13 protein-coding genes are annotated in these 15,009 nt (G+C 41.1%); 3 read left to right on the forward strand and 10 right to left on the reverse strand.

Features of this window, described 5'->3' with window-relative positions:
- Positions 1-37 precede the first annotated feature (37 nt).
- The 3 genes from XBJ1_RS07290 to mak all read right to left on the reverse strand — a co-directional run bounded on the left by XBJ1_RS07290 (position 38) and on the right by mak (position 4,153).
- Positions 38-1,993, reverse strand: coding sequence for a bifunctional 2',3'-cyclic-nucleotide 2'-phosphodiesterase/3'-nucleotidase (locus tag XBJ1_RS07290; RefSeq protein WP_038198618.1), 1,956 nt, complete (start codon positions 1,991-1,993; stop codon positions 38-40).
- Positions 1,994-2,195: 202 nt separating this feature from the next.
- Positions 2,196-2,588, reverse strand: a complete 393-nt coding sequence (locus XBJ1_RS22415) for a porin (RefSeq protein WP_012988202.1) — start codon at positions 2,586-2,588, stop codon at positions 2,196-2,198.
- Positions 2,589-3,244: 656 nt separating this feature from the next.
- Complete coding sequence (mak, locus tag XBJ1_RS07300; protein ID WP_012988204.1) at positions 3,245-4,153, reverse strand: fructokinase; 909 nt, start codon at positions 4,151-4,153, stop codon at positions 3,245-3,247.
- Positions 4,154-4,378: 225 nt separating this feature from the next.
- Between mak and rdgC the strand changes: the two genes are divergently transcribed.
- A complete protein-coding gene (gene rdgC / locus XBJ1_RS07305; protein ID WP_012988205.1) occupies positions 4,379-5,290 on the forward strand; it encodes a recombination-associated protein RdgC in 912 nt (303 codons plus the stop codon).
- A 93-nt stretch (positions 5,291-5,383) separates the two neighbouring features.
- On the opposite strand, the gene XBJ1_RS07310 is transcribed toward rdgC, so the two are convergent.
- Positions 5,384-6,529 (reverse strand): porin, encoded by a 1,146-nt coding sequence (locus XBJ1_RS07310; protein ID WP_012988206.1) that lies wholly within the window; start codon positions 6,527-6,529, stop codon positions 5,384-5,386.
- A gap of 524 nt (positions 6,530-7,053) precedes the next feature.
- On the opposite strand from XBJ1_RS07310, the gene XBJ1_RS07315 reads away from it, so the two are divergent.
- Entirely contained in the window at positions 7,054-7,692 is a 639-nt protein-coding gene (locus tag XBJ1_RS07315) for a TetR/AcrR family transcriptional regulator (RefSeq protein WP_012988207.1), read from the forward strand.
- A gap of 111 nt (positions 7,693-7,803) precedes the next feature.
- Here XBJ1_RS07315 and hypB read toward each other — a convergent pair whose 3' ends face one another.
- Complete coding sequence (hypB, locus tag XBJ1_RS07320; protein WP_012988208.1) at positions 7,804-8,709, reverse strand: hydrogenase nickel incorporation protein HypB; 906 nt, start codon at positions 8,707-8,709, stop codon at positions 7,804-7,806.
- A gap of 642 nt (positions 8,710-9,351) precedes the next feature.
- Between hypB and XBJ1_RS19650 the strand changes: the two genes are divergently transcribed.
- Positions 9,352-9,531 carry a family 20 glycosylhydrolase gene (locus XBJ1_RS19650; protein WP_080515996.1) on the forward strand — a complete coding sequence of 60 codons (180 nt, stop codon included), beginning with the start codon at positions 9,352-9,354 and terminating at the stop codon, positions 9,529-9,531.
- Positions 9,532-9,539: 8 nt separating this feature from the next.
- Here the strand turns inward: XBJ1_RS19650 and XBJ1_RS20680 are convergent.
- The 5 genes from XBJ1_RS20680 to exbB form a co-directional block, all read right to left on the reverse strand.
- Positions 9,540-10,234, reverse strand: a protein-coding gene (locus XBJ1_RS20680) for an IS1 family transposase (protein ID WP_143827612.1) whose coding sequence is annotated in 2 segments (ribosomal slippage) — positions 9,540-9,979 and positions 9,979-10,234 — 696 coding nt in all. Because the reading frame shifts where the segments join, the coding sequence is not laid out codon by codon here.
- A gap of 166 nt (positions 10,235-10,400) precedes the next feature.
- The gene (locus tag XBJ1_RS07330; protein ID WP_012988210.1) at positions 10,401-11,453 is read right to left on the reverse strand and encodes an alpha-xenorhabdolysin family binary toxin subunit B; all 1,053 of its coding nucleotides are present in this window, start codon (positions 11,451-11,453) and stop codon (positions 10,401-10,403) included.
- Between the two features lie 42 nt (positions 11,454-11,495).
- Positions 11,496-12,710 (reverse strand): alpha-xenorhabdolysin family binary toxin subunit A, encoded by a 1,215-nt coding sequence (locus tag XBJ1_RS07335; protein ID WP_012988211.1) that lies wholly within the window; start codon positions 12,708-12,710, stop codon positions 11,496-11,498.
- A gap of 770 nt (positions 12,711-13,480) precedes the next feature.
- Complete coding sequence (gene exbD, locus XBJ1_RS07340) at positions 13,481-13,906, reverse strand: TonB system transport protein ExbD (protein ID WP_012988213.1); 426 nt, start codon at positions 13,904-13,906, stop codon at positions 13,481-13,483.
- 6 nt (positions 13,907-13,912) lie between these two features.
- Positions 13,913-14,905, reverse strand: coding sequence for a tonB-system energizer ExbB (gene exbB / locus XBJ1_RS07345; protein ID WP_012988214.1), 993 nt, complete (start codon positions 14,903-14,905; stop codon positions 13,913-13,915).
- Between the last annotated feature and the right edge of the window lie 104 nt (positions 14,906-15,009).

Genomic DNA, 15,009 nt, shown 5'->3' on the forward strand with positions numbered 1-15,009 from the left:
GCCTGCCCCACAGGGCAGGTTCCAGTCAGATCAGGGTTTATTTCTTCTCTGTCAGATCAATTTGATAGACAGCAAAACCAACATCATCATTTTTCAGGTATTTCACAGGATATTGAGCGTGCGATTTGATGAATATTGCAGCTTTCTCGGTTGGAGACGTTTCAAAGCGCACATCCAGTTTTTTATCCGTCTTGATAGGCAGGAATGACCAGTTGTTTTCAGCCTGCGTTGATACTATGCCCTTCTCTTTGGTGATTCGGGAAATGTAGGAGGCCAGAATAGTGCGGTTTTCATCGGGTGAAGCGAAGGCGATATGGTTATCACCCGTACCCGCAAATTTACCGCCGTAACTACGGTAGTTATTGGTTGCAATCAAGAAAGTCGCTTTCGGATCAATAGGTTTACCCTGATAGGTCACATCTTTGATTCGATTCGCCTCTTTGTTGAGAAGCTGGCAGTCGGTATCATATTTCGCAGGCTGGGTCAGATCTATTTTATAATCAACGCCGCTGATGGTATCGAAGTTATAAGTACGGAAGCCATTCCAGTTCAGTAAATTTTGCGGTTTGGCCGAGTTCGGATCAATTTGGTTATACATCCCCGCTGAACATTCCAGCCATTGAACGACGTCAGCGCCGCTCGCTTTCACTACCACCAGGGTATTCGGATAGAGATACAGGTCGGCAGCGTTACGGAAAGTCTGATCCCCTTTTTCTACTTCGACAAAATCAGCCGGCGCATTTTTGCGTCCACCCACTTTAAATGGCGCTGCGGCAGCTAATACCGGCAGATCGGCCAGATCAGGATCTCCCTGAATAAAACGCTTGGTGTAATCAATCTGGGCATCATTGACGATCTGAACGGTCGGATCGCTCTGGATCAGAGCCAGATAGCTATACATATCCGCAGAGGCTTTACCGATAAATTTGCCAACGAACTTACGGGTTCCTTCGTCCTCTTTCTCAATAATGGCAGCCAGTTTGTTATCCCGCTCAACCCGCGCTTTTTTGTGGGCTTTGTCGTAAATTGGGCGCGCTTCCGCCTTAGCTGATTCCGTTTTCCATTCGCCGCTGTCGTTATTGATCACCAGATCAACAACGCCCAAGTGATCTCCCCACTGACCCGGCATTACGGCAGGAATGCCATTGACTGTTCCATTGGCAACATCGACGCCCTTGATGCCAGCATATTCCTGACTCGGGAAGACACCGTGGGAATGACCGAACATGATGGCGTTAATACCGGAAACTTCACTCAAATAGTAAACGGAGTTTTCCGCCATCGCTTTGTAAGGCTCTTGGGAAAAGCCAGAATGAGGGATGGCGACAATCAAGTCTGCCCCTTCTTTTTTCATTTGAGGGACTAATTTTTTCGCAGTCTCGGTGATATCGTTGACCACCACTTTGCCATCCAGATTTGCTTTATCCCAAATAGTGATTTGAGGTGGCACAAAGCCGATATAGCCGATCTTAATGGTGTGTTCTTTGCCTTCACGATCTTTGACTGGGGTATCAACAATAATATAAGGCGTAAAGTAGTTTTTGCCTGTCTTGGCATCCATGATATTGGCATTAATATAAGGGAATTTGGCACCTGCGATGGCCTGTTTCAGGTAATCCAGACCAAAGTTGAACTCGTGGTTACCAAAGTTACCCACGGTATAGCCCATGGTATTCATCAGTTTGTGGGCAGGATGGACATCACCTTTTTTAAGGCCTTTTGCCGCCATATAATCTGCCAGCGGACTGCCTTGAATCAGGTCACCGTTATCAACCAGAACCGCGTTGGTTGCTTCAGCTTTGGCTGCTTTGATTAAGTTCGCGGTACGAACCAGACCAAATTGCTCAGTAGGTTTATTTTTAAAGTAATCGAAATCAATCAGATTGCTGTGGATATCCGATGTTTCCATAACACGTAAATCGACTGTTGCAGCATTCACATTGAATGCCACCAGCATTGCCAATGTTGAAATCTTCAACACATTCTTCATCATGTACCCCCTCTATTGAATGATGTGGAAGAGCCGGTTAATTGGCTCTTCCCATAACATTTTGTCTAGAAATACAAACGTGCTCCTGTTTCCAAAATGGTTTGTTTTTTATCTTTGTAAACCGGATTGTCACTACGGGCATCATCATATGCCATTTCAACAAACAGGATCAGGTTATTGTACTTAGAAACGGCAAAACGTTTATCTACACCAACCGTATAAGTCTGTTTTTATAAGTTCGGCCAAATTGGATCTGACCATAATCCCGATGAGAAAAACCGAGATAACCGACACGGTTAAACATATCAAAGCTGGTTTCATAGTTATCACTATTGGTTTTCTGGGTATCAGAACCCCATTTCATTTTGCCAAAGACTTTAATAGCTTTGGTGAGCTCGTGGCTGCCTGAGATACCAATACGGCTGCCATCATCGAGCATTCTGATATCACGATCCTGGCTGGTTACCTGCGCTTTTAAACGGAACTGCCCATTCAGTTCCATCTGAGTTCCCTTGTCATTGTATACAGTGGCGGAATTAACACTGCCAAAAATAACTAATAAACCTATTAAAGCTGCTAACGATTTCATATTTTTCATAATAAGACACTCTCAAAATATTAAGTTTAATAATTTGATTTTCTTTCGGGTAGAATGCCTCCCTATCGCGAGATAGAGTCGCAATATATTAGAGATAATAAATCCCCGTCACGATTTTTTCGTGAAGATATTCACAAAAACATTTTTTATCAACTGATGACAAATAAAGGAATTTGTTTTACTCCATTTTTATGATCATCCGGAAACTTAATATATTTATCTTTATTTACGACTTAAAGAGTTAATGAATTTAAAGTCAAATAATAAAATTAACAGTCAAATAAATATCTTTTCATTATTATAATGACATACGTCATAAGTAATTTAAATGTATTAATTGACGGAATCATCCGTAACATAAAAATAAAATTTAAATATATAAATGATTTTTCAAAATGCCAGATCACTTTCTTACTCCTCGCCCCCGAGGAGTAAGAAAGCTTCAAGTGCGAAATACATCACTATTATGAAAAGGTATTTTTTTGTGATTTAGGATGAATCTTAAGACAAAATTAAAGAGGCAGCACTGGAAGGTGAGTTTCCCGATTATCCTGATGGAAAAATGCAGTGGGTTGATGAAAGAGATATATGACCTGATATTGATAGCGACATGTTTAATTCATGCCGCTACCTGCGTTGATTACCGGAGTAGATGGTTATTTATGAGGCCACAGCCAAGCCGCACCTCGTACCCCACTGGAGTCACCATGCAGTGCTTTTTTGATCGGCGTTGCACACTCCCCACCAAAAACCCACTCTTGAACTAAATCTGGTAAGGTCTGGTAAAGGCGATCGACGTTACTCATGCCACCTCCCAGCACAATGACATCAGGATCAAGTAAATTAATAACTTGTGCCAGCGCCCGTGCCAGACGTCTTTCATAACGGCGTATAGCCAACTCAGCTATCTCATCCCCCTGTACCAGCGCTTCCATGATTTCATGACCTTTCTTACGAACCCCGCTTAAGCGGAAGTAATCCGTCATGAATCCCGTTCCCGACACAAACATTTCGGTACATCCCGGTTTACCACAGAAACAACGGACTTCTTCTTGATATGCCCGATCTTCCTCGTCCATCCACGGTAACGGGTTATGTCCCCATTCCCCTGCCAGACCATTTCCCCCCGCATGTACCTTGCCATCAAAAGCAATACCTGAACCACAGCCCGTTCCAATAATGACGGCAAACACCATTGGTTTACCTGCTGCGGCTCCATCAGTCGCTTCCGACACTGCCAGACAGTTTGCATCGTTGGCGACCCGCACTTCACGCCCCAGCAAGGCAGAAAGATCCTTATCCAGGATCTGCCCATTCATCCAGACTGAGTTGGCATTTTTCACTTTTCCGGTAAAAGGAGAAATGGCTCCGGGGATGCCAATACCCACCGTTCCCCTCTGGCCAGTGGTCTGTTCAGCATCGGCAATCAGCCCGGCAATCGCTACCAGTGTTTGCTGATAATCGTTGCGGGGCGTATCCACCCGTTTACGAAACAATTCTTCACCCTGATCGCCCAATGCGATCACTTCAATCTTGGTTCCGCCGAGATCAATACCTATACGCATAGCTTACCTTTTTCTATTTCTATCGTTTTCTATCGTTATTCAGAGCTGACTAAATTGTGTTGCTGCATAATCATTGCCTGAGCCGCACTGACAATCAAGCGTTATAGCCACTCTTTATGCTCTGAAATTGATGAAGTTCTAGGGCTTCGTCACATGATTCGTTATTATGCCCCTTACGTTTTAAGATGTTCTTTGTCACGATGCGCAAAAATATGGGGTAGCTGCATGTTATGGTTCAAAAATTTAATGATTTACCGTTTAAACCGAGAAATATCACTTTCTGCGGATGAACTGGAAGAACAGTTAAGCTCATTGGCGTTCACCCCATGCGGTAGTCAAGATATGATGAAGACAGGCTGGGTTCCTCCGATGGGCGCTCACGGTGAAACGCTCACTCATGCCACAGGTAATCAGATCCTCATCTGTTCGCGCAAAGAAGAAAAAATGCTGCCTTCTCCGGTGATAAAACAGGAACTACAGGCCAAAATTGCCCGTCTGGAAGGTGAGCAGCACCGTAAACTGAAAAAAACAGAGAAAGACTCACTGAAAGATGAAGTGATCCACACTCTGCTGCCAAGGGCATTCAGCCGTTTCAATCAGACGTACATCTGGATAGATACGGTCAACAATCTGATTATTGTTGACGCAGCCAGTGCAAAGCGCGCTGAAGATAATCTGGCATTACTGAGAAAAACGCTGGGATCACTGCCAGTCGTTCCCCTCACATTCACCGACCCTATTGAATTGACCCTAACCGAGTGGGTTCGTTCAGGCGATTTACCCGCCGGTTATGCCTTGATGGATGAAGCTGAGTTAAAAGCCATTCTGGAAGAAGGTGGCGTGATCCGCTGTAAAAAACAGGCATTGGTGTCTGACGAAATTGCGACACATATTGAATCTGGCAAATTCGTCACTAAACTGGCATTGGATTGGGAAGAACGTATTCAATTCATGCTGTCAGATGATGGTTCTTTCAAACGCATCAAATTCAGCGAAACACTGCGTGATCAAAATGACGATATCGACCGTGAAGATGTTGCTCAACGATTCGACGCGGATTTTATCTTAATGACGGGCGAATTAAGTGCGCTTATCAAAAACACTATTGATGCGTTGGGCGGTGAAGCAGAAAGGTAATTTTTTCTGTTTTCCCGTATTCACTGATTATGTGAATACGGGAAGTAACAAAATGATAATCATGCAGCCAGATATTAAATCTGGCTGATAAAATCAGAATCGATAAACTAAACCAACCCCCAGAACATTATCCGTATTGATGTTCACTTTTTTGGTAAAGTCATTGTCTTTCATCAAATTGATTTTATATTCAGCATAAGTGCCCATATTTTTGTTAAAATTATAGTAAGCACCGACAGAGACGTAATTCACTAAATCTTCAGAGCTTTTAGCAGCCAGCACGTTAGTCTCACTGTCTCCACCCAAATCTTTGCCTTTCGAATAAACATAGCCTATTGATGGACGCAGACCAAAATCAAACTGATACTGAGCGGTCAGTTCGATATTTTGTGTTTTATTTGCGAACAAAACATAATTATCGAGTTTACCAAATCGGGTTAAATTACGGCCTTCACCATACATAGCGGCCAGATACACATTGTTTTTGTCATATTTTACAGACATCAGCCATGCTTCAGTATTATTCCCTTTGGCGACAACCTTCGTTTTATCAGTCCCATTTTTTTGTGCGGAAGTTCGGTTAGAGTTGCCATATGATGCGGCCACACTGATACCATTACCGAAATCATAGGAGCTGGAAAGACCAAAACCATCCCCATTTTGTCTCAAAATATCATCACGGCCATTAATGGTGTTGCTGTCATTTTTAGTCTGGTATTGCAGGGCAAACTTAAGCCCGTCCACCAATCCGAAAAAGTCAGTATTACGGTACGTTAATAACCCTGTCGAACGCCCCATCCAGAAATTATCGGTCGCAGCTATGGAATCACCCCCAAAGAATGGCAATTCATCCGTCCATGCGTTGGTGTCATATACCACACCATAGTTACGCCCATAATCCAGTGAGCCGTACTTGCCGAATTTCAACCCGGCGAAAGCCAGACGCGTTCTGTTATTCTTAGCACCTTCGGTTTCAGACCCGCTTGCACCCATGTTATATTCCCAACGCCCGAACCCCGTCAACTGATCCGTAATCTGGGTTTCTCCTTTGATCCCCAGACGAGCGACAGAATTATCACCATCCTTTTTATTCCCTGATTTGGCAAAATAATGCTGAACATCAGCCTTGCCATATAAATCAATTTTATTACCGTCTTTATTATAAATTTCAGCAGCATTTACTGTGCCAGCGATGAGGAGAACCGGAATTGCCATTACCATTGCGTTGTGTTTTATCATCATCATAATCCTCATTAATATTGTTATTTATTTAGCCACTACCAATAAATCAACTTTCTAAGAAATACTTTCTCTGAAAGAAACCATTTAGGTGGGCAGAGTTTTACACGCTTCTGTTACTCTAAAGTTAAATTTGTAACAAGCGATAACGATACTAAGATCCAAAATAACGATTTGCTAACAAAAATTAACAAAAAATGCCATCCTGTGAAGGAAATCACATAGCAGGTATAAATTCAATCAGAAAGTAGCATTAATTATGATGATAAGTTATTAAAAACAGTAAGTTATAAATAATAAAGAAAGTAATAAAAAGTAAGCTCCGTCATTAATCAATCTATTTTCTCATTGCTAATTACGATAGATGCCGTAGTAAGCGTCTTTGATATCATTGACAACTGGCTGTAAGTTCTGTATTCGGTGAAATTTGATTTAAGTTCATTTTTATGCAAATGTGTAATGTTTGTTTTTAATAGGATCACGCCAATAAAGTACAAATATTAACAATTTATAAGGTGCTAAAAATGGAAAAAAAATATCCACGCCCACGAGGTCGCCCTACAATTCCTGAACAAGAAATACGCCAGAAAATTCATGATGTCACTCTTTCTCTCCTTTTTACCCAAGGCTATATTACGACCACGATGGATGTGGTTGCCCAAAAAGCTGGTATTGCAAAAAAAACACTCTATCGCTTTGTCAAAAATCGAGAAGACTTGCTTGAGCAAATTGTACTGCGCTGGACAGATAGCTGTACTCCTACTTTTGAGAAAGATGCCAGCAGTTTTAAACAGGCAATAAAATTATTAGAAAAATATTTGAGAGAAATAGCTCAGAAATTACTGTCTACAGATTCTGTGGGATTATTCAAATTACTGCAATCTGATTTCCCTTTTCGGGAAGTGCTACTAAAAAAATATCAAAAAAGTGTATTTGAAAGAGACAAAATAATTTTGGCCAATTGGCTGGAGAACCAATATCAAAAAGGGTTACTGAGGAAATTTAACTATAATATTATCAGCGAATTAATCCTTTCAATGGTTATTGCAGAACCACTCAGACAAATGGTTCTGGGTATCATCCCACCTCTGCCAGAAACAGATATTACCCCTCACCTTGCAGCAGCAATAACGTTGCTTGAACTGAGTTTGGTAAAGAAATAACGCTTTTTTACTTATTAATGTATTCTTATGGCAATAACGCCATTGGCGCTGAAATATCAATGCTCTCAGCGCTCATTTCCCAGCTAATCTGCATTTTCTGATAGAACGGAATCAAGCAGACAAGCGGGCTTCCAGCCATGATAACCATTGATCAATCCCTTCTCCTGTGGACGCAGACAGTGCAATCACATCGATATCGGGATTAATACAGCGGGCGGCTTGAATACAGGCCTCCAATTCAATATTGAGATAAGGCAGGAGATCGACCTTGTTGATGATCATCAATTCAGCTTCAGCAAACATCATCGGATATTTTAACGGCTTATCTTCTCCTTCAGTGACAGACAACATAACAATTTTATGCTGCTCGCCAAGATCAAAACTGGCTGGGCAAACTAAATTCCCGACATTCTCAATAAATAACAAACTGTGTTCGGCCGGCTTCAATTGCCGGATAGCTTCACGAACCATTTCGGCATCAAGGTAACATTCCTTCCCTTTATTCACCTGGACGGCCTGAATTCCCACAGCTCGAATACGGTCAGCATCATGGCTCGTCTGCTGATCCCCCTTAATAGCAGCACAGGTAACTTTATTCCGTAATCTATTCAGTGTGGCCATCAGTAGTGTTGTTTTACCTGAGCCTGGGCTAGCTATCAGATTCAGCGCCAAAATATGGTGGAGGATAAAGTACCGGCGGTTGCACTCTGCAATGTGATTATTCTGGCTTAATACGTCCAGTTCAATTTGCAGCATCTGCTTTTGGCAACGGTCAGACACAGGCACATCAAATTCTGGCATTTGTTCGTTGCCGTGGTAATGATGATGCACATCACCATTATGGTGATAGTAGTGGTGGATGATAATAGGCTGATTGCTGTTTTGCGGAATGTCTGCATGAAATTGTCTGTTTTTTTTACCTGCCACAGCGGCATAATCCCCATTCTGAGAATCACTTCCCTGCTCCGGATAAGAATGAGCAGGTTCGCTCCTTTCTCCACAACCATATATGCTCATAACTCAGCTCCTACTCAACTTTAATGAATACCGGTATCACGATACTAAAACTAAAACGTATCTTTGTTTCCCATCGAAAAAAATCTGCTGATTCTCAGCCAGACATCAAACACCATAAATACATCCAATAGAGTTGATTGATACGGAGAGATTTTTATAAATCACCACATTTATAAAAAATCAGATCAATGACAAACAAAAAACGTTTCAGTAATAATAAAAATAAGACTAGCCGCAAATTAACATGCTGTCTATTCACATTCATGATAAATAAAATGATTTATTCATTATAGAATCACATCAATTACGTTAAGAAAAAATAATTAATCAACAGCAAAAAAACAAAACATAAAGCATTCAAATAACACTTAACATTAATATTATTTGACATAATCAAAGTAAAATAAACAAAATAAAACCAACAATCCTTTTAAATTACAATTTCAATATTAACAACAAGAAATCATAACTAAAATTATTTATATAGTTTCTTATTGTTATATTTTACATAATTAATATTAAATTAAATAAATTACTTTTCCTCTTGCCACCCAATAACCACCTTCCTTCTTCCAGTGCAGTCCATTCCGTTGCCTCTCCGTTTCCCACCATCAAAATCATCATCGCCAATAAAATGCCCAGATTCCCCAATGGGGAGTTCACAAAACCACACTTGATCCGAGCAATTCACAAGTTCATCAGTTTGCCGATAGATTAATTTCTGAAGTCGCCGACATCTTCCCTGATCCTTATATTCATATTAGTGATGATGAAGTGAGTGCCTCTCAATGGCAGGCTTCCGGTCATGTATTAAATGATTAGATTAGGTATTAAAAATAATGTTCACGTTCAATAAAGGTTCCTATCACTTTATCGTGCATTTCTTCCGATTTTGAATACCCAATGGTTTTTCTATTCAGCCTTTTGATTCGGGTACGATGCGTTAAATTCGTTCTCTCTATACGCTGAGTAAACGCCTTTCCAGTCAAGTGCTCTTCCTCGGGAAGTGGGTCATAAACAACATAGTCATCCGTGCAGTAAAACCGAATAGTAAAGGAAGATAAGAGGGTAAGCAGCTTGTCTAACGTTTTTCGACTGCGATCGCCAAAAACATGAGCCACTATTCGCTTCAGGCGGGGTTCCCAAGCATACCAAAGCCAGCGTTGGTTTTTCTTATTGCCGACAAACGACCATTGCTCGTCGATTTCACAGACAATCTGGATGCCACATTCCGCAAGGGGAAGTGTCGTTACGTTTCGGGGTCTGAGGTTTTTAATGTTTTCATGACGGTGGCGGTGGCGACTTTCAGGATCCGAGCGGTGTCACGAATTCCCCCGTTATTCATCGCGATATCGACAATCTGTTCTTTAACGCCGGGTTTGCAGGCCTGATAGGTATACGCCAACTGAAAGACCTTACAGCAGCTATAACAGCGATAACGAGGATGTCCGCCATTTCCTTTCCCATGTCCTTTGACCTGTTCTGATTTGTGGCAATAACGGCAATAGACATCAACTTTGGCCATACTTCATCCTTAAAAAGCCGGAAGCATATCACAGCAACTAACCATTTAATACATGACCAGGCTTCCGCCAAAATACAGACGTTCATGCAGAAAAAAGGCTGAGAAATCCTGTTCTCAGCCCTGTTCTTACCGTCCGATGAAGAAATATTTTTTATTTCAACATCTTTTATTTCAACATATTGTATTGCGATGCCAGATTACCAAGGAAATCCAGTTGGCTGTTGATCAGGCTGGTTAAATCCTCCTGATTGATTTGGTTGCCCGATAAATTTCGTAGTTGATTAGCGAATAAATTCCACGTTTGTTCCAGTTTGACCGCTTCAGCGAGGAAGGTTGTGCGCTCTTCATCGATTTGTATCGTGTCTGTTATGCCAGCAAGACGTTGCTCTGTTTCCCGTAACGTGGTCTTCAGCGTGTCAGATTCTTTGGTCAACTGATCTATTTGATCACTGAGTTTAACTCTGGCATCAGCCAGCTCCGCATATTTCAGCCCTTCGGAGACTTTGCCCAGTATTTTTCTGGCTATCTCCACACCTTGTTTAATCGCCTGTTTGATGGCTTCTTTTTTAGGCTGGGTGAAATCCAATTTATCGATGTCGCTGGCGCTGGGGATAAAATCTTTAAACATATCCGCAATATTATTCTGGCGGATAACATCCTGACTTTCGATAATTTTAGCCCGAGCCGCATCCAGTTTATTTTGTTCTGCGGATTTCTGCTCGATAGCGCTCTGCAATTCCGTTTTTTGTGATTGAGCTTGCGTCAGAAGATCTCCCAGCCGCTCTGAAATCACCATATTGCGAATGTCATTAATTTTGCCAGTCAGTTGATTCGTTTCATCACGGACATTGGAAATAACCTGATCGACATCTTTCGCCAAATGCTGAATCAATTGCTCGCGTTCTTCCAGCAGAGCATTACGATCGTCATCATTCAGATCGGGGGCTGCCAAAGCCTCATCAATTTCAGTAATCGTTTGAAAATATTCTTGCGTAGCCAATTGTTTTAGAGTTGGTTCCAATTGCGATAGAGAACTGCGTACAGCTTCATCGAAATCACGGCAATAAAGACTTATCCGCTTGGTTTTCTCCTCGATAATTGCAATACCCGATGTTTGTCGTTGCGCCAGACGCCAGATATTATTTACCGCTTGATTCAGGGCTTTTATATTGATTTCCGGATACACGGTTTCTTTTTTTGAGATGATATTTTCAGACATTTTACAGTTCCTTGTTATTTTATAAGCAATTCTGGGAGGAGATTAGCTATTGAGCTTTTTATATTCTGCCAAGGCTTCATCGAAAGTTTTAACTAATTGCGCAGCAGAACCTTGAACTTCTTTCCAAGGACTAATCACTTGTTTAAATGCTGTCACGAAAGAAGTGAGTTTCAGCGCATCATTAATTTCGGCAAACTTATCCTTAGACGTATTAATTTGAGTCAGCATATTGCTCCACATAAAATCCAAGTGATTCAGAGCAACTTCCGCATCCAGCATACGGATATCAATGTCACCAAACTGTAAGACCAATTTTTGAATAGACTTTTGTAATGCGCTTTTACCTTCAACTTGATCTTGCAAACCGCTGACTTCATCAATCAGTGCATTTTTCCGTTTACGGGCTTTTTCCGCTTTGTCACCAAAAATGCCGCCGGTAATAGCCAGCCCGATAATACCGCCCGGTGCACCAGAAAATGACAAACCAACGAATTTATCGTAGTCTTTTTTAAGTTGCTCAATTTCGTTGTTTTTCTCAGTAATTTTCTCATTCAAATCTTTGATCGTGGCAGAAAGATTATTATCTTCCATCAGTTTTTTCTTATTATTGACCTGTGGCTGCAACCCATCAGCATTCTTGCCATTTGATAACGTACCACCAATCAGTGTGCGCTTAAAATCAGATACCGCTGTTTTTACCTGTTGAGTTTTTACCTGTTGACTCTCAATATCTTTCGCCATGCTATTGAGGATATTCCCCAATTCGACTGATATCTCTTTATCGTCATTGGTATAAGTTATTTCAGCCAATTGCTTCTCTGTTAAATCTCCCAGCTTTGTTTTTACACGTTGAATAATCGGCATCTCATTAATAATGCTGATTATATCTTCTCCCGTTCCGGTAATTTGTTTTCCCGCGCTTTCCAGATTGATACTCTGCTGCTGAACATTCTCTTCCACGCCGCTCCAGCTAAGTGCATGGTTATGAATTTCTTTAAACAAATCGGTAATATCTGCGGGTTTCAATCCAGCGATATCAATATCATTGTAACCGATATAACGCTTTACGGTTTCCAGAGTAAAAGGGAGTGACAAACTGTGTTTAACATATAATTTAATACTAATAAGGTCTTCTTTAGTAAATATTCCACCAGGACGGGCTGCACCGTCGATTTGGCTCGCCAATAATTTTAAGGTGATGGCGGGAAGCTCTGCTCCATTTATCGTACTTTCTGCTGAAAACTGACTTAATGACATATCGTTCTCCATTAATGATGATTATTTAAATGCAAATTTTCAATACATTAAGATAAAAACAAAGCACATCAATATCCATAACAGTTAAGTTAGTATTGTTTCTTCATGAGTTACCTTAATTGAGAATTAATATACCCTTGTATTTTTCCATCTGGAAATAATTTTATTTCAATATGTAATTAAATGAGTATTTAAGTTGCCGTTAATGAGAAAAGGCAGTATTTTAATCCAAAAATATATCTTAATCAGTTAGCTATATTTTGTTTATTTTTACTAAATAAGTGCTTCAATATAAATAAAACTATATTTATTTATATTTTATTTAACTGAAATTCTTAGATTATTTTATAATAATTAAACTTCTGGAGGTTTTATACCATATTATAATGATGGTTATAACTCACATTTTTCCATATAGTTAAAGTGGATATAATATAAGTGAGGAGTAAATAAATACCTCGATATAAGGATATGGGATAATTTTTCTAATAAAAAATAACTCAAGTCTATATTTAGTATTTTCAACAAGCCTGTTTTTATATAAAGTCTAATTTTATTGGGCAAATGGTAATGGTTAAGTTATTATTTAATGATTATTTATTATAAATATATCCAAAATAGTTTATTTTAAATATTAATTTAATAACCAATAAATTCTCATAATATAAGAGTTATGATGACTTAATCTTAATTCTGGATAAAAAATTAAACTGCCCGATATCACTATCCGGGCAGTTTAATTTCATTTTCAGATAAGGCGCTAATGAAACTTATTGAGCGGCAACGGCTTCCATTCCTACCAAGCCAACTTTGAGATAGCCCGCTTTACGCAGGGAATCCATCACACTCATCAAGGTTTCATAATCCACCGTCTTATCCGCCTGGAAGAAAATCGTGGTTTCTTTATTGGACTGAGTTGTCTGATCCAATACTGAAGATAGATTGTCACGCTCAATCAATTGTTCACCGACATATAACTGATGATCCGCTTTCACGGTCAGAAAGACGGGTTTCTCTGGTCGCGGTTGTGGTTTAGCTGACGATGCCGGTAAATCTACCTTAATATCTACTGTTGCCAAGGGTGCTGCCACCATGAAAATAATCAGCAGCACCAACATCACATCAATAAATGGCGTGACGTTAATCTCATGCAATTCACCGCCATCGTCCAAATCTTCATTAAGACGTATTGCCATAATTGATTACCTTGCTTCTGCTTTTTCTACTTTGCTGTCAGCCAGATCAAGATCACGACCCAGCAACAGAATTGCCTGTGCCGCCATATCCCCTACTTGACCACGGTATGACGAAATAACACGGGCAAAAATGTTATAGATAACTACCGCTGGGATTGCTGCCACCAGACCCAGTGCGGTCGCCAGCAATGCTTCTGCGATACCCGGAGCAACAACGGCCAAGTTAGTGGTCTGTGAGTGAGCGATACCGATGAAGCTGTTCATAATCCCCCACACTGTACCGAACAGGCCGACAAACGGTGAAATAGCACCAATAGTCGCCAGATAGCCGTTACCACGCCCCATGTGGCGGCTGATTGCAGCAACCGCACGCTCCATGCGGAATGAAGTACGTTCTTTGGTGCCTGCTTTGTCAGTGCTTGCCGCAGACAGAGCGCGTTCAGACTGAGCTTCACTCAACAACAGACGGCTGATACTTTGCTTACCGAAATCTGAAGCAATTTTCGCTGCCACATCCAGATTGGCTGCATCTGCCAATGCCCATTGTTCCTTGCGTAAACGGCGACGAGCAATTAAAAGTTCAGTACCTTTGGAGAAAAAGAGCGCCCATGTAATGACAGAAGCGATCACCAACCCCAACATAACGGTTTTTACTACCGCATCAGCATTTTGATACATGCCCCAGACGGAAAGATCCGTTGCAAAACCACTGGATAGACTTTCAGATTCGTCCACAGGTTCGGTAGATTTCGTTTCAGCCGCGGGTTGAGCATCCGCTTTCTGGGCAGCAGCCTTCGGTTCACCCGCTTGCTGTGCTTCAGTTTTTGGAACATCTACCTGCAGAGCGCCAGAAGATGCTGGTGCTGGTGTTGCCGGAGCGGCTACCTGAACGGCTGCCTGATTTTCTGGCGAAGTAGCCGTTGTGACTGGTACTGTATCAGCCCATGCTGAACCGGTTAATCCGAGTGCCAATAGAATAGAAGCTGTCAAATTACGCATCAGTTAGCCTTACTCTCTTTCTTATGAATTCTGTTACTTAGCAATAAATTGCATTTACGCATCTTGCTAATCCTAATATGCCCTGAATCAGGCTTCTCATTACG

The sequence above is a fragment of the Xenorhabdus bovienii SS-2004 genome, assembly GCF_000027225.1.
In the GTDB taxonomy this organism is placed as follows: Bacteria; Pseudomonadota; Gammaproteobacteria; order Enterobacterales; family Enterobacteriaceae; genus Xenorhabdus; species Xenorhabdus bovienii_C.